This window comes from Nocardia sp. NPDC051052 (genome assembly GCF_044456045.1).
In the GTDB taxonomy this organism is placed as follows: Bacteria; Actinomycetota; Actinomycetes; order Mycobacteriales; family Mycobacteriaceae; genus Nocardia.
In genome coordinates this window covers 985490-1000975 of record NZ_JBITFL010000002.1, presented here as the reverse complement: position 1 = coordinate 1000975, position 15486 = coordinate 985490, and the positions used below count along the sequence as shown (strand labels likewise).

Genomic DNA, 15486 nt, shown 5'->3' with positions numbered 1-15486 from the left:
CCGGGTCTACGGATTCCGGGCGATATCGATGCGGATGGTGTCGCTGTCGCGAACGATGAAGACCCGGTCCTGTGCCACCGACCACCGTTGCGGGATAAGGAAATACCGGTCCGGCGTGCTGGCGAGTAGCCACAGGCCGCTGTAGACGTAGCGGTACTTCTCGCCCGGTGCGGTGATCTCGCCGACGGTGGCGCCGGAACCCTCGATCGCCAGTCGTTCGGTGCTGAAGATCAGGACCGAGGAACGGTCGACGAAATGGGCTGCCTCGGCGCGTTGCGCGTCGCCGTGACCCTGGTGGTCCGCGGCGGCGCCGACCGCCCAGAGGTAGCTGAGGGCGATGAGGGCGACCAGCACTAACGGTTGGGCCTGAAACCCGGCCGTGGTGCCAGGGACTCGGCGGCGGGAACGCAGCAACACCGGATACTTGCGGCGCAGCAGTCCCGCGTAGCCGACCAGCGTCGCGCCCGCGATCAGCAGCAGCGGCAGCGTGATTCGCGCTCCGCCGAAGTCGAACGACAGCAGCATCGCCAGCAAAACCGCCGCGAGCAGCGTCGCGCCGACGATGCCGGTGAGCGCGACCCACCGGCGCAGCGTGCGCCGTGGGCGGCGGCTGCGGATCGCGTGCCATTCGGGCAGCTGCCGTAGGGTCATCAGCACGATGACCACGAACAGGGTGACCGTCGCCGGGTAGAAAGCGCCATTTAGGCTGCGCAGTACATAGTCCTGGGTCGAGAAGCTGAGCATGGTGACGTCCACGCCGAAGTAGCCGAAAAACGCTCGGCTGTAAGCCCATCCGAAGTAGTAGAGGACGGCGGTCACCGCGGCCGCCTGCGAGGCGATCGCGGCGGGGATCGACAGCAGCGACGGGGCTGGGATGTTCGGCCGCGTCACCGGGTGGTCGTCGGCACGGTAGGTGACGTCGTGGACTTCGGTGGCTTCGGGGTTGTCGGAAAAGGCGGGGCCGGTTTGCCTTTCGTCGTCTCACGGGTCACCGGAGCGGCCGTCGGCGGGATGATCCTAGGGACGGTTGGCGCGCCGGTCGTCCCGGCGGGCGCGGGTTCGACGGTATGCGAGGGCGTTGCCGGGTCGCCGCTCGGGCAGCCCGCCGTGAACAGACACGCCCCGAGGGCGACGCTGACCGCGAACCCAGCGGCTGACCTGCTGCTTCTCATTGCGCACCTCGATTCGAGGACGCCAATTCTCGCAGAGCCGAAGCGTTCCCGAGCCGTTCTCGCCGTTTATTCGCCGGGTTGTCATCAGCGATCGAGCTGCACGATCAACGGGGGCGTTACTCGCGACATGTCGCCGTGTCCCGTCGATCATGAGGTCAGGAATCGCGGCGCGGCGCTCGCACAGTTTGGGTGTGGACACACGGAAGCGGTGACAACGTCCCCGAAGGGCGCACTCGACCGCGGGTGCGGGGGTAACGTAACTGCGCGCACGACGTGGCGCCGGAGTCACGGAGAGGTGGGCCCTGTGTCGTCGAATTCTGGTGAGCAGCACCCGGACCCACCCATCGGACTCGACCTCGTCGCGCCCGAAATGTACGCGCCCATGCTGCGGCGGCTGGCGCTGGCCGCCGCCGGTATCGGGATCGGATCCGCGCTGCTGGCCGCGACCGTCGTCGGCTGGCCGGTCGCGGTAGCCATCGGCCTGGTTGTCGGCGCACCGACCGTCGGTTATGCGGTCGCCGTGCGTCGGCGCCGAATGTGGATGGCGGGCACCATGATCCACGCTCGCCGGCTCTTCGGTGAGCGCCAGGTCGAGGTCTCCGCGGCCACCGGCGTTGAGGTCTTGATCTTTCCCGCCCGCCTCAGCCGGATCGTCCTGCGGGTCACCGCGGGCGAGATCTCCCAAATCGTTCCCCTGGCTATGTACACCGACGCGGGTAGCGGGCGGGAAATGCACCTGCTCGGCCTCCGTCGCCTAGCCGACGCGCTGGCCACCAGCCAACTGGCCGCCGCCGTAGCCGTCTCGGCGCTCCTGATCCACCAGCTCCGGGCGGAAGCCCGCGACGCCGGTCTCCCCGAACGTCCGCTCTACCGCGCCGTCCAAATGGCCCGCACCAAGGACACCGTCTCCCCGGTGGTACTTACCGACCGCGAAGTAGCCGCCCTCACTTGACCCTGCCGCGCACGTAGCCGCCCGCTGCGCGTGTAATCGCTGGCAATTCGGTGCGCGCGGGGCTAGTTCGTGCGCGGGGTCGACCGTGGCGCGCGGCCGTTGTGCTGGGCACGGGGCGGGGTTCGGGGGTGACTGTCGTGTTGCTCACCGTGTGGTTTCGGGGGCGGTGCGAGTCGTTAGGGTGAGATTTGAGAGTCCGCCTACCGCTAGGAGTTTTGTCGTGAACACCGCAGCTCGGACCGCACCCGTGACCGTCGCCGTGACCGGAGGCGCGGGGCAGATCGCCTATGGGCTGCTGTTCCGGATCGCGTCCGGGGCGATGCTCGGCGCGGATACGCCGGTGCGGTTGCGGTTGCTGGAGATTCCGGCCGCGGTGGCGTCGCTGGAGGGCGTAGCGATGGAGCTCGAGGACGGGGCGTTTCCGTTGTTGGAGTCCATCGACATCAGCGATGACCCGTGGGTGGGGTTTGCGGGGGCGAACGTGGCGGTGCTGGTGGGCGCGCGGCCGCGCACGGCGGGGATGGAGCGGTCGGATCTGCTGGCCGCCAATGGCACCATTTTCACCGAGCAGGGCGCCGCGATCAACGCGAGTGCCGCCGACGATGTGAAGGTGCTCGTGGTCGGGAATCCGGCCAACACGAACGCTTTCATCGCGATGAACAACGCGCCCGATGTGCCCGCCGAACGGTTCACCGCGATGACCCGCCTCGACCACAACCGCGCGATCGCGCAGCTGGCCGAGAAGACCGGCGCGCCCGCCGCCGACATCGCGCGAATTGCCATCTGGGGCAACCACTCCGCGACCCAATTCCCGGACATCGCGCACGCCACCATCGAAGGCCGCCCGGCCCTAGACCGCATCGGCGACCCGGCCTGGCTCAGCGACGACTTCATCCCGACCGTGCAGCAGCGCGGCACCGCCATCATCCAGGCCCGCGGCGCCTCCTCGGCGGCCAGCGCGGCCAGCGCCGCCCTCGACCACATCCACGACTGGGTCCGCGGCACCGCCGACGGCGACTGGGTCTCGATGGCCGTCCCGTCCGACGGCTCCTACGGCGTCCCCGAGGGCCTGATCAGCTCGTTCCCCGTCACCTGCGCCGACGGCAACTACACCATCGTCCCCAACCTCCCCATCGATGCCTTCGCCCGCACCCGCATCGACGCCAGCGTCGCCGAACTCACCCAGGAACGCGACGCCGTCATCGACCTCGGCTTCGCCAAGCGCGCCTGACGACCGGGAAACCGCTCAGGGCCTTGGCACGGCCACCACCGTCACCACGCCTTCGGTGCCGTAGAAGTCGCTGGGATTGGTGGTAAACACAGGAAGACGATGGGCGGCCGCGACCGCAGCGATCATGAGGTCGGCTTCACGTCGCCGCGGTTTCCGTCCAACCGCGACGACGCCTGCGGCGATCAGTCCATACTGCCGCGCTGCTTCAGTATCGAAGGGTAAGGGCTCGAACGTAGCTTCGACCCGTTGTAGGCGAGCGATCCGATTGCCGCGTTCGACGACGTCATCGGTTTGGTGTACGCCTGCTGAAAGTTCTGCGAGCGTCACTGCGCTGGTAAGTAATTCGGCCGGGAGGAGGTCGATGGCGAGATGCTCGAGATGGATCAGGATGTTGGTATCAGCGAGACCGCGCAGGTACCTCGGCATTATTCCGAATCCTCGCTGCTCTGCGCACGGCGGTAGGCATCGAAGTGCGCCTCGTCGTCAACGTAGCGGTCCTGATCCGCGCGAAACTTCGCGGCATCCACGGAGGGAAGGTCAGCGAATATCTCGCGCAGTTCGGTGACCGGAACGGCGCTGCGGCGTCGCCGGAGATCCGGTTGGGTGACGTAAGCATCGATCGCCGCCAACGCAACTTGCTGCATCGACCGATGCTCAGCCTCGGCACGGCGGCGCAGTGCCTCGGTTTGTTCATCGGTTAGACGGAGAGTCATAGCCACAACTCAATGATACCGTGTGGTATCACGTGCTGCCAGTGGATTCTCGCCTTAGGCGACGGTCCAGGTTTCCTGGCCGGAGAGCAAGGACTGCAGGGAGTCCTGCTCGACCGGCTTGCGTTCGCGCGCCATTGTGGTTTGCGCGCGTACGCCGTCGTCGTAGGTGGGGCGGGTGGCGCTGCGGAAGATACCCGTGACGACGTGGTTCAAGCCCTGGTCGGAGAGGCGGGAGAGGGCGTAGGCGTATTCGGGGTTGTCGGTGTAGGCGTCGTGCACGACTATGTCTGACTCGGCGACGGTGTCGGTGCCGACCACCTCGAGGCCGAAACCGCTTTGCACGACAGCGAATTCGCCGTCGGCGCCGAATCGGATGGGTTCGCCGTGGTGCAGCGGGATCAGGTGGTCGGCGGCGTTGTCGCGGCGCAGGGCGTCGAACGAGCCGTCGTTGAAAATCGGGCAGTCCTGCAGGATTTCGACGAATGCGGTGCCGCGATGTTCGGCGGCGGCGCGCAGCACCTCGGTCAGGCCCGCGCGGTCGGAGTCCAAAGCCCGTGCGGCGAAGGTGGCTTCGGCGCCGAGCGCGATCGACAGCGTGTTGAACGGATGGTCCACCGAGCCGAGCGGGGTCGACTTGGTGACCTTGCCCTCTTCCGAGGTCGGCGAGTACTGGCCCTTGGTGAGTCCGTAGATCCGGTTGTTGAACAACAGGATCGTCATGTTCACGTTGCGGCGCAGCGCGTGCACGAGATGGTTGCCGCCGATGGACAGCGCGTCGCCGTCGCCGGTCACCACCCAGACCGACAGGTCGGGCCTGGTCACCGCGAGGCCGGTGGCGATGGCGGGCGCGCGACCGTGGATGGAGTGGATGCCGTACGCCTCGAGGTAATACGGGAAGCGGCTGGAGCAGCCGATCCCGGAGACGAACATCAGGTTCTCCCTGCGCAATCCGAGCTCGGCGAGGAAGCCGCGCACGGTCGCCAGGATCACATAGTCACCGCAACCGGGGCACCAGCGCACCTCCTGATCGGTGGTGAAGTCCTTCACCTTCTGTGGACCCGGCGCGGCGGGCACGCCGGACAGTCCGGTCAGGCCCAGATCGGTGCCGACAAGCGAGGTTTCCACGATGGTCATTCGGTACCCCCGGTCGTGACGTAGGTGGCCCGCGCACGAGCGGCGAAGGCCTTGTCCTGTTCCATCTCCTCGATCGAGCCGTCCAAGGCGGCGTCGATCACCCCGACGAGTTCCTGCGCGGAGAACGCGGTGCCCGCGATCTTCGTCCACGGCCGCACATCGACCAGGTATTTCCCGCGCAGCAGCAGCGCGAGCTGGCCGCCGTTCATTTCCGGCGCGACCACCGTGCGATAGCGCCGCAGCACCGCACCGAGGTTGGCGGGCAACGGATTCAGGTGACGCAGGTGTGCCTGCGCGACCGGAACCCCGCGGCGGCGGGCGCGACGGCAGGCCTCACCGATCGGACCGTACGAGCTGCCCCAGCCGATGATCAGCAGCTCGGCCTTGCCGTCCGGATCGTCGACCTCGATATCGGGCACGCTGATGCCGTCGATCTTGGCTTGCCGCAACCGGACCATCAGTTCATGGTTGGCCGGTTCGTAGGAGATATTGCCGCTGCCGTCGGCCTTCTCCAGCCCGCCGATCCGGTGCGCGCGCCCCTTGGTCCCCGGCACGGCCAGTGGCCTGGCCAGGGTTTCCGGGTCGCGGGCGTAGGGCTGGAACGGGTCGGCGTCGTCGCCTTCCGGCTCGAACGCGGGATCGATCGGCGCGAGGTCGGCGACCCGTGGAATCGACCACGGCTCAGAACCATTCGCGATCGAACCGTCCGACAGCAGCAGCACCGGCGTTCGATAGGTGAGCGCGATCCTGGCCGCCTCGACCGCGGTGGCGAAACAATCGGCGGGGGAGCGCGGCGCGAGCACGGCGACCGGCGATTCACCGTTGCGCCCGTACAGCGCCTGCAGCAGGTCGGCCTGCTCGGTCTTGGTCGGCAGGCCGGTGGACGGCCCGCCGCGCTGCACATCGATCACCAGCAGCGGCAGTTCGGTCATCACCGCGAGACCGATGGTTTCACTCTTGAGCGCGAGCCCCGGCCCCGAGGTGCTGGTGACGCCGAGCGCGCCGCCGAGCGAAGCGCCGAGCGCCGCACCGATTCCCGCGATCTCGTCCTCGGCTTGGAAGGTGGTGACACTGAAATTCTTGTGCTTGCTCAGCTCGTGCAGGATGTCCGAGGCCGGGGTGATCGGGTAGGTGCCGAGGAAGATCGGCAGCCCGGCCAGTTGACCCGCCGCGACCAGCCCGTACGCGAGCGCCGTATTGCCGGTGATTTGCCGGTAGGTGCCCGGCGGGAGCTTCGCGGGCGCGATTTCGTAGGTGGTGGCGAAACTTTCGGTGGTCTCGCCGTAGTTCCAGCCCGCCCGGAACGCCAGCACATTGGCCTCCGCGATGTCCGGCTTGGCGGCGAACTTCTCCCGCATGAATTTTTCGGTGCCGCCGATCGGCCGCCCGTACATCCAGGACAGCAGGCCGAGCGCGAACATGTTCTTCGCGCGCTGTCCGTCTTTCTTGCCGACGCCAGTGGACTCGGTCGCACCCAGGGTGAGCGAGGTCATCGGGACGCGATGCAGCACGAAATCCGCGAGCGTGCCGTCGTCGAGCGGGTCGGCGGCGTAGCCCACCTTGGTGAGCGTGCGCTTGGTGAACTCGTCGGTGTTCACGATCACCGTCGCGCCGCGCGGCAGATCCTCCAGGTTCGCCTTCAACGCGGCCGGATTCATCGCGACGAGCACGTCCGGCTGGTCGCCCGCGGTGAGGATGTCGTAGTCGGCGATCTGGATCTGGAACGACGAAACGCCAGGTAACGTGCCCTGTGGCGCCCTGATCTCGGCGGGAAAATTGGGCTGGGTGGCGAGGTCGTTGCCGAACGCGGCCGCTTCGTGCGTGAAACGATCACCGGTCAGCTGCATACCGTCACCGGAGTCGCCGGCGAACCGAATGACTACCTTTTCCAATTTCGCTGCGCCGGCAGCGTTTTGGGCTGTACCGACCTCGTTGTTCTGCGAAACCATCTGCCTGCTTCACTTCCTCGTCCATGAGAGGGGTGCCATCGCCAACGTACTCCGCACCGTGCGGCGCGTCCGCCCGATATGAGAGGTTCATAGGTAAGTCGTGAAGATCACCGGCAGCCGGTGCGCTTGGCGTCAGCCGAACAATGCCAGTTGCGGGTCGGCCGCGTGCGGACTTTCCGGTGGTGTCTCCGGTTCGACCGGTATTTCCCGCTGCAGGGCGTGTCGCTGGAGCAGCGGATCGAGGCGGCCGCGTAGCCAGGCCGAGTATTCGGGCGTCACATAAGCGCCACGGCCGTAGAGCTGACGGTAGCGCCGGACCAGCGCCGGATGGTGCTCGGCGAGCCAGCCGAGGAACCAGTTCCGGGTGCTGCCGCGCAGGTGCATCGGGAAGGCGACGGCCGATCGCGCACCGGCGCCGGCGATCGCACCGAACAGCTCGTCGAGGTGTGCCTTGCTGTCGGTGAGGTATGGAATCACCGGCGCCACCATGACATTCACGTCGAAACCGGCATCGGTGAGCGCGCGCACCATCTCCAGCCTGGCCTTCGGCGACGGGGTGCCGGTTTCCAGGCTGCGATGCAGGTCCAGATCGAAAATCGCGATCGATACGGCCACGCTCACGCGTACCTCGCGCGCGGCCAGGGTGAGCAGCGGCAGGTCCCGGCGCAGCAGGGTGCCCTTGGTGAGGATGGAGAACGGCGTGCCCGCGTCGGTGAGGGCGCGAATGATGCCCGGCATCAACCGGTATCGGCCCTCGGCCCGCTGATACGGATCGGTGTTGGTGCCGAGCGCGACCGGTTCCTGTTGCCAGGAGCGCCGGCTGAGTTCCTTGCGCAGCACGGCGGCAATATTCGTTTTCACCACGATCTGCGAATCGAAATCCTTGCCCGCGTCCAGATCCAGGTATTCGTGCGTCGGGCGGGCGAAGCAGTAGCGGCAGGCGTGCGAGCAGCCGCGCATCGGATTGATCGTCCAGTGGAACGGCAGCGTCGAGCTCTCCGGCATCTTGTTCAGCGCGCTCTTACACAGCACCTCGTGAAAAGTGATGCCCTCGAACTCGGGGGTTTGCACGGTGCGCGTCAAACCCGCCCGGGTGAGCCCGGGCAGCGCGCCGTCGTCGGCGTCCAGGGTCTGGCTTTGCCACCGCACCCAACCAGTCGAACATATGTTCGCCTGGTTGGCAATCCTAGTGCGCCGAGATTCTTGGCAGGGTCGTCAGGTTTAAGGTCCTGGACCCATGAGCCGAGGCGTGGCCTGCGTGGGGACACCGCAAGATCGCGGCACTGATGCGCGCCGACGGCTTCCCGGTGTCGACATCGACGGTACTTCGCGGCGGTCTTGCCGCCACAAGTGCGGCAGGCGCTGCCAGGCAATCGTTCCGTTCCGAGGAAGTGGAACAATCACGCAGGACGGTCCGCAGGTTCAGTCCGGAATCGGCAGGTGCGCGAAGATGAGTTCGCGTGCTGCCTCGATGTGCGCGACGGTCAGTTCCCGGGCTTTCGCCCCGTCGCGCGTTTCGATGGCCTTGGCGATGTGCTCGTGCTCGTCGGCGTGCTGGGCGAGCGACCTGGGGTCGCCCCGCAGTACCCGCCAAGAGATCTTGCGTGGCAGCTTGCGGTACAACGCGTCGGCCGCCTCGTGCAGCTGTCTGTTGCCCGCAGCCTCGAAGACCACCCGGTGAAAGGTGCTGAACGACTGCTGCCACGGCGCGCCGACAGCCTCGGGGTCCGCGCCGTCGCGGATCATCTGCACGACCCACCGGAGGCCGGCTACCTGGTCCCAGAGCTGCTGGAGCTGTGCCTCGGTGATCCGGCTCGCCGCGCGGTAAGCGGCATGTCCCTCCAGTACCGCGCGAACCTCGAACAGCTCCATGATCTCCTGAAGTGATGGGTAACGGACCCGGAACCCGCGGTTGGGCACACGTTCCAGGACGCCCATTGCCTCGAGCCTGCTCAACGCCAGGCTCGCCGGCGTCCGGCTCACGCCGTAGTCCTGCGCCACCTTCGCCTGGCGCATCCAGGTACCGAGCGGGAACTCCCCGTTAGCGATCCGGTCCGCCAGCGATGTCGTCAGGTCTTCGACGATCTGCACGCTCTGCCGTGTGCGGTCGTTGTCCGACATCATCACCCTCTCCTCGCTCGTCCCTCGCGTATCGGCCGTACCTGCGCTCCGCCATGGGCACCACAAGTCGACCACATGCCACTTTTCATGCACTATGGACTTGATTGCATGCAATTTTAGGAAGGAAGTGATGTTATGTCCATCTTGATCAGCGGGGCCAGCATCGCGGGTCTGGCCGCGGCGCAGCGGTTCAGCGCACGGGGCGCCGAGGTCACCGTGGTGGAACGGGCGCTGGAGCTGCGCCGCAGCGGAGCACCGATCGATGTCCGGGGTGCGGCACTCGACGTGGCAGCCGACATGGGCATCCGGGACATGCTCGCCGCACATGAGACCGGCGCCGCCCAGCGGAGCGCTTTCACGCACATCGTGGACGAGAACGGCGAGAAGGTCGGCGCATTGCCAACCGAACTTCCCCAGGACAGCCCGGACGACCTGGAGATCTTCCGCAGCGACCTCATCGACATCCTGCACGGGGCGGTCGGCCCGGAGGTCACCTTCATATACGGGGACTCCATCCAGGAGGTGACCGACACCGGTGACGCGGTGGAGGTCGGATTCGCCAGCGGCCGGAGCGGCCGCTACGAGGTGCTGGTGGGAGCGGACGGGATCCACTCCGGCACCCGGCGTCTGGTCTTCGGCCCGGAGGAGCGGTTCCGGCGGCACCTGGGTGTGTACTACGGCATCCTGTCCCTGCCGGCCGAACTCGGTGCCGACGGGGAGGCCTTCCTGTACAGCGTGCCCGGCCGGTCGGTCTTGATCGGTGATTACGCGGCTCGGGCGATGGGCGGCTTCCTCTTCCGGTCTCCGGAAATCGCATACGACTACCACGACGTCGAGCAACAACGGCAGCTGGTGTTCGACGAGTACTCCTCCGCTCGGGGCTGGAAGATCGCCGAGATGCTGGACGCACTCAAACAATCCGAGGACTTCTATTTCGACTCGGCCAGCCAGGTGCATATGGACCGGTGGTCGAGCGGACGGGTGGTGCTGCTCGGTGACTCGGCGTTCGCACCGTCGTTCTTCTCCGGCCAGGGAACACCGCTGGCTATGATCGGCGCCGACGTCCTGGCCACCGAATGGGCCACCTGCGACGGAAACCTCGACCGGGCGTTCGGCCGCTACGAACAGGCAATGCGACCTCAGGTGGACCGCGCCCAGGGAGGCGTTCCGCAGGCACGGGACCGGGTCGTGCCAGCAACCCGGGAAGCGATCGAGGCCCGCAACCAGCAGTGGCCCCCGATACGGTGATTCCGGTCGAGTACCGACACGAGCCTGAACGCCGCTGCCGGAGTGCCGGTTTCGTTGCTGGGCAATACCGCCGAGTAGCGGCTCGGCGCTGAGCGGCGGACAGCGGGGCGGCCAACCTCACCATTCCACCGCTACCAGCCCTAGACCGCGATTACCGGCTGGCGGTGGCCAGCGCGGTCAGGGTCGGTTCGATGGCCGTGATGGCCTGATCGGTCAGCACACTGATCGGCGTGGCCCCGCCGTTCGCCGCCCAGCGGCGGGCCGCAGTGAACATGACGGCCGTTACCGCGGCGGCCGCCAGCTCGACCTGGTAGTCCTCGGCCGGACGGCTGGTGCGGTCGGCGAGCACGCGGGCGAACAGCGCCACCATGGCGAATTCGTTGGCGGCGTAGCGCGCCTGCAGCGACGGTACGGCCGCTATCAGCCGCAGGCGGGGGTCATGGTTCTGGAGGCGGGTTCGCTGAAGGCCGCCGGAGGGTCGCCCACGCCCGCCACCGACCCATCTTGTATTCGGCAGAAGCGGATGTTCTCGAGATCGACTGCACGCCAACGGCTGTGGCTCGCTGGAACGTAGCCAACTGGCGGAACTCGGCCTATCGGTAACCGTGTATCCGTTCGTAAAGACTGGTCGGCCACTTCGCGTCCTGCGGGTCGGCGACGTGCCGAAAGCCAGCGGCCTCGTAATACGCCCTCAGCGCCAGGTTGTCACGGGCCGTCGCCAACCGTATCCGGGACATACCCGCGATGCGTGCGCGAGCTTGTACCCAGTCCAGGATTCGGTAGCCCACACCCTGTCCGGCTGCGGACCGACGAACTGCGAGCCGCGACACGTGCAGAGCCTTGTGACCATCGGTCCAATAGTCACCATTTCTGACCATGACGAATGTCGCGACCACCGGTCCGGCTTCGGCCAGCATCAACGTTCGTGCTTCGATTTGCGATCGGGTCGACTCTGCCGGAAACCGCTCCGGCCACTGGTGGATGCCACGGTTGTGTAGCCATGCCGCCGCCTCGGCGAGGATATCCAAAACGAGAGCGGTCTCGTCGGCTCGTGCGCGCCGGAAGCCAAGCACTGGACGCTCATTCAAGTGCCGTCTGCCCCTTATCGAGAATGGCTCCGCAACGATGATGCGCGGTGACAACAGCGAGAGTATCTCGGGCCTGCATCACGCGCGTTCGCCATCAGGTTCGCGCGAGCACCGGTGCGATTACTGGGAGTTCACCAGGCAAGCACCGCGCACCACATAGTCAGCACTACAGGATATCCAGCGCGGCAGACGATCTGCGCTCCGCTCGACCGCCCAGCGGCTATACAGGACGTTTACATCGCTGGGCCTTCGGCTGGACCGTTGACTCAACCGTCGACCGAACCCGGCTACCCGGTTGACAGTGAAGACACAATCCTCGGCTCCGAGGTGAAATGATGGGTTGGTGATCCATCCGTGCGAATCGGATCGGAGAAAGCGGTGGTAATGCGCCTTTCTGCTCGAGGACGACGGTGTGCCGCCGCACACACCACCGCCGGAGAACTGGACCGCCAGCTTCCACGCTGACCAGCTCGGAGTCACGCCGTAGTGGGTAGATTTGTCCACCGATCGGTGGACGAAGGTTCAACCAGGTGATGCTGTCGGCAGGGGTGGTCCGGCGCACACGATTGGCGGCATGACAAAAATCCCTGTGCGCGTGGCACGTTGGAGTGCGACGCACCCTTGGCGGGCAATGATCGGATGGTTCGTCTTCGTGGTGGTCTGTCTGGGGGCGGGGTTCGCCGCGGGCACGCATGAAGCGACCACGGAAGATTTCTGGGTGGGCGAGGGTGGCCGTGCTGAGGCACTGGCCACCGAGGCCGGGTTGCAGCGTAAACCGTTGGAGTACACCTTGATTCGGGCAGCCGACGGCGGACGGGTCGACGAGGAGCGGGCGGTCGTCGGTGAGGTTGCCGCCCGGATGATGGAGCTGCCCGAGGTCGAGAGGGTGGCGGAGCCGGTGCGTTCGGCCGACGGCCGCGCGGTGCGGGTGGCCGTGACGTTGCGTGGGCCCGAGTTGAAGGGCAAGAAGAATGTTGTGCCGCTGCTCGCGCAGACCGCGACAGTTCAAGCGGCGCATCCGTCTGTGGTGGTGGAGCAGACCGGTTCCGCGTCGATCAGCAAGGGCGTCAATGATCAGCGCGGCGTGGATCTGGCTCTGTCCGAGCGGATTTCGATACCGATCACGCTGCTGACGCTGTTGGTGGTCTTCGGTTCGGTGGTGATCGCCGGGGTACCGGTGCTGCTGGCGTTGAGTGCGATCGGCGCTGCGGTCGGGCTGAATATGCTTGTCTCGCATCTGGTTCCGGATGCCGGGGTGGGTACGAACATGATTCTGCTGATCGGGCTGGCGGTCGGCGTCGACTACACGTTGTTCTATGTGGAGCGGGAGCGGGAGGAGCGGGCGCGATCCGGTGGGCGGCTCAGCGCTGAGGCGCTGGTCGAGTTGGCGGCGCGCACCGCGGGACGCACCATTGCGGTGTCCGGGATCGCGGTAATCGCCTCTACCGCAATGCTTTACTTCGCTAGCGACGTGATATTTTCCTCGCTGGCCACCGGCACTATCCTGGTGGTGGCGGTCGCTGTCGCCAGTTCCATGACGGCGTTGCCCGCGCTGCTGGTGTGGATCGGCCGCCGCGCCGAACGGCGGGCCGCGCGCGGCAAGGTCGCCCGGCGCGAACGACCCGAGCTCGGATTCCGCACCGCGCCTCTGTTGCGTGTTGTGCAGCGCCGCCCCGGCCGGACGCTGGGTGTATCGCTGCTGCTCATGCTGGTACTGGCGGCGCCGATGCTGGGATTGAAGCTGATGGACCCGGGCCGGGACACTTTCTCCCGGGACATTCCAGCGATGCAGGTCTACGACCGGCTGACCGGAGCGTTCCCGGAACTGCTCGTGAAACACGAAGTGGTGGTAAGGAATTCCGCTGAGCAGCAGGACGAGGTCCGCGCGGCACTGGGTCGATTGAACGAACGCGCACAGGCGGATTCGCTGTTCGCGGTGGGCGCGGCGGCGGTGCGCACCGCCGCGGACGGCCGCACCAGCGTGCTGGAACTCCCGGTGCCGCACCCCGCCCAGTCACCGGAGGCTATCGAATCCCTGCACAAGCTCCGTGCGGACTACATTCCCGCGACCATCGGCCGACTGAGCGGCGTCGAGACCGCGGTGAGCGGCGATGTGGCCCGCGGGCGGGACTACGTGCGGCACGAGCGCGAGATACTGCCGCTGGTCGTCGGGTTGCTGCTCTTGGTGACGTTCGTGATGACGGTGTGGGTGTTCCGGTCGGTGGTGATCGGTCTGCTCGGCGTGGTGTTCAACCTGCTGTCCGCGGCAGCGGCACTGGGTCTGATGACGGTGGTGTTCCAGGGCACCTGGGCCGAGGCGCTGCTGGACTTCGATTCGCGGGGGGCGATCGTCTCGCGGGTACCGCTGTTCCTTTTCGTGATCCTGTTCGGGTTGTCGACGGACTACCAGGTATTCGTGATGAGCCGGATCCGGGAGGCGCGGGAGCGGGGGCTGTCCTCGTGTGCGGCCGTGCTGGAGGGCATCGGCCGTTCGGCGAAGGTGATCACCAGCGCGGCGGTGGTGATGGTGACGGTCTTCGGCGGCTTCGTCGCGCTGCAGCTGACGGAGATGAAACAAATGGGGTTCTGCCTGGCGGTGGCGGTGCTGCTGGACGCGGTGGTGATCCGGATGCTGGTGCTGCCCGCCGCGCTGCTGCTGCTCGGGGATCGGGCATGGTGGATGCCACGGCGACGCCGACCGGCCGCCGCCCCCGCACCCGTAGGTTGATCAGCATGCTCGAAAACCGGTCCGCCCCGCGATCTTTGCGGCGGTTGTACGACGCCTGCTGGGTGTTGTTCGGACTGGGCCCGTCGGCCCTCGCTCTGGTGGGTGAGGGACCGTCGGTCTACCTGTCCTGGGTGTTGCTCGCTGTGCTCGGCCTCGGCTACGCGGCACTGCGGCAGGGCGCGCTGTCTCCGCGCGTCTTCCTGTTCGGCCTCGTCGTCGTGCTCGGCGCGATGTCCGCGCTGCTCGGCGGTGCCGCGTCGCTGCTGATCGTCTCGCTGCCGCTGTTCTGGATCTACACCAGCGGCCCACGACCAGCGATCGTCGTCAGCGGTCTGGCCACCCTGGTCACCGCGTTCGGCGGCGTGGCCGGCCAAGCCTGGAGCCAGGACCTCCGGACCGGCAATGTGACTGCCGCACTGATCGGTTACGCCGCGAGCGTGCTGGTCGGTCTGTGGATGGATCGCCTGCTCGGGCAGAGCAACGAGCGCGCGGCTCGGCTCGCCGCCGAGCTGGCGCAGTCCGAGCGGCGACTGGTCGAGGCGCACCGCAGGGAGGGTGCCGCCGCGGAGCGAGAGCGGCTGGCCCGCGATATCCACGACACGCTGGCGCAGGGCTTCGCCTCGATCATCGTGCTGGCCGAAGCGGCCCGCGCCGACCCGGCGCGCAGCGCGCAACGGCTGGATTCCATCGAACAGACCGCGCGGGACAACCTCACCGAGGCCCGAGCCCTGGTCGGCCCCGCCTCATCGAACGGCGTCACCACCGGGACGGTCGCGGATACGCTGCGCCGCACACTGGATCGATTCGCGCAGGACACCGGCATCGTGGTCGAGGCCGAACTCGCCGACATCGACTGCGACCTGCTGACCCGCATCGCCCTGCTGCGCTGCACCCAGGAATCCCTCGCGAACGTCCGCAAGCACGCCGCCGCCTCCACTGTCGGCGTGCTGCTGACCCGGCAGCCGGGCACCGTCGAACTCGAAATCACCGACGACGGAAGCGGTTTCGCGATGGACGGCCCGCGCGGCTTCGGACTCGACGGTATGCGTGCCCGGCTGCGGGAGCTGGGCGGCGAGCTCACCATCACCAGCTCGATCGGCGACGGCACTCGAATCCACGCCGCGCTGCCGACGAAAGTTCAGGTGTGACC

At 67.1% G+C, this 15486-nt stretch carries 14 protein-coding genes; 5 read left to right on the top strand and 9 right to left on the bottom strand.

Annotation, left to right across the window (positions count from 1 at the left end; genetic code table 11):
- Positions 1 to 6: 6 nt before the first annotated feature.
- Positions 7 to 891, bottom strand: coding sequence for a hypothetical protein (locus tag ACIBCN_RS09720; RefSeq protein WP_396991073.1), 885 nt, complete (start codon positions 889 to 891; stop codon positions 7 to 9).
- A gap of 585 nt (positions 892 to 1476) precedes the next feature.
- Between ACIBCN_RS09720 and ACIBCN_RS09715 the strand changes: the two genes are divergently transcribed.
- Both ACIBCN_RS09715 and ACIBCN_RS09710 read left to right on the top strand, forming a co-directional pair.
- Positions 1477 to 2124, top strand: coding sequence for a hypothetical protein (locus ACIBCN_RS09715; RefSeq protein ID WP_396991072.1), 648 nt, complete (start codon positions 1477 to 1479; stop codon positions 2122 to 2124).
- 220 nt (positions 2125 to 2344) lie between these two features.
- A complete protein-coding gene (locus tag ACIBCN_RS09710) occupies positions 2345 to 3355 on the top strand; it encodes a malate dehydrogenase (protein ID WP_396991071.1) in 1011 nt (336 codons plus the stop codon).
- Positions 3356 to 3370: 15 nt separating this feature from the next.
- On the opposite strand, the gene ACIBCN_RS09705 is transcribed toward ACIBCN_RS09710, so the two are convergent.
- The 6 genes from ACIBCN_RS09705 to ACIBCN_RS09680 form a co-directional block, all read right to left on the bottom strand.
- Positions 3371 to 3781 (bottom strand): type II toxin-antitoxin system VapC family toxin, encoded by a 411-nt coding sequence (locus tag ACIBCN_RS09705; protein ID WP_396991070.1) that lies wholly within the window; start codon positions 3779 to 3781, stop codon positions 3371 to 3373.
- Positions 3781 to 3999 carry a hypothetical protein gene (locus ACIBCN_RS09700; protein ID WP_396991069.1) on the bottom strand — a complete coding sequence of 73 codons (219 nt, stop codon included), beginning with the start codon at positions 3997 to 3999 and terminating at the stop codon, positions 3781 to 3783. Before ACIBCN_RS09700 ends, ACIBCN_RS09705 begins: the two co-directional genes overlap by 1 nt.
- Positions 4000 to 4122: 123 nt before the next feature.
- Positions 4123 to 5202: a 2-oxoacid:ferredoxin oxidoreductase subunit beta gene (locus ACIBCN_RS09695; protein ID WP_396991068.1), complete on the bottom strand. Its 1080-nt coding sequence runs from the start codon at positions 5200 to 5202 to the stop codon at positions 4123 to 4125.
- Positions 5199 to 7151 carry a 2-oxoacid:acceptor oxidoreductase subunit alpha gene (locus ACIBCN_RS09690; protein WP_396991067.1) on the bottom strand — a complete coding sequence of 651 codons (1953 nt, stop codon included), beginning with the start codon at positions 7149 to 7151 and terminating at the stop codon, positions 5199 to 5201. Before ACIBCN_RS09690 ends, ACIBCN_RS09695 begins: the two co-directional genes overlap by 4 nt.
- A gap of 132 nt (positions 7152 to 7283) precedes the next feature.
- Positions 7284 to 8300, bottom strand: coding sequence for an Rv2578c family radical SAM protein (locus ACIBCN_RS09685; RefSeq protein ID WP_396991066.1), 1017 nt, complete (start codon positions 8298 to 8300; stop codon positions 7284 to 7286).
- A 273-nt stretch (positions 8301 to 8573) separates the two neighbouring features.
- Entirely contained in the window at positions 8574 to 9275 is a 702-nt protein-coding gene (locus ACIBCN_RS09680) for a GntR family transcriptional regulator (RefSeq protein WP_396991065.1), read from the bottom strand.
- Positions 9276 to 9407: 132 nt separating this feature from the next.
- Between ACIBCN_RS09680 and ACIBCN_RS09675 the strand changes: the two genes are divergently transcribed.
- On the top strand, positions 9408 to 10520 hold the full coding sequence (locus ACIBCN_RS09675; protein WP_396991064.1) for an FAD-dependent monooxygenase: 1113 nt from the start codon (positions 9408 to 9410) through the stop codon (positions 10518 to 10520).
- A gap of 151 nt (positions 10521 to 10671) precedes the next feature.
- Here the strand turns inward: ACIBCN_RS09675 and ACIBCN_RS09670 are convergent, their stop codons facing one another.
- Together ACIBCN_RS09670 and ACIBCN_RS09665 are read right to left on the bottom strand one after the other, a co-directional pair.
- On the bottom strand, positions 10672 to 11070 hold the full coding sequence (locus ACIBCN_RS09670) for a hypothetical protein (RefSeq protein WP_396991063.1): 399 nt from the start codon (positions 11068 to 11070) through the stop codon (positions 10672 to 10674).
- 43 nt (positions 11071 to 11113) lie between these two features.
- Positions 11114 to 11662, bottom strand: a complete 549-nt coding sequence (locus tag ACIBCN_RS09665; protein WP_396991062.1) for a GNAT family N-acetyltransferase — start codon at positions 11660 to 11662, stop codon at positions 11114 to 11116.
- A gap of 520 nt (positions 11663 to 12182) precedes the next feature.
- On the opposite strand from ACIBCN_RS09665, the gene ACIBCN_RS09660 reads away from it, so the two are divergent.
- Complete coding sequence (locus tag ACIBCN_RS09660; RefSeq protein ID WP_396991061.1) at positions 12183 to 14336, top strand: MMPL family transporter; 2154 nt, start codon at positions 12183 to 12185, stop codon at positions 14334 to 14336.
- The gene (locus tag ACIBCN_RS09655; RefSeq protein ID WP_396991060.1) at positions 14282 to 15484 is read left to right on the top strand and encodes a sensor histidine kinase; all 1203 of its coding nucleotides are present in this window, start codon (positions 14282 to 14284) and stop codon (positions 15482 to 15484) included. The genes ACIBCN_RS09660 and ACIBCN_RS09655 overlap by 55 nt, the downstream gene beginning before the upstream one ends.
- The last annotated feature ends 2 nt before the right edge of the window (positions 15485 to 15486 follow it).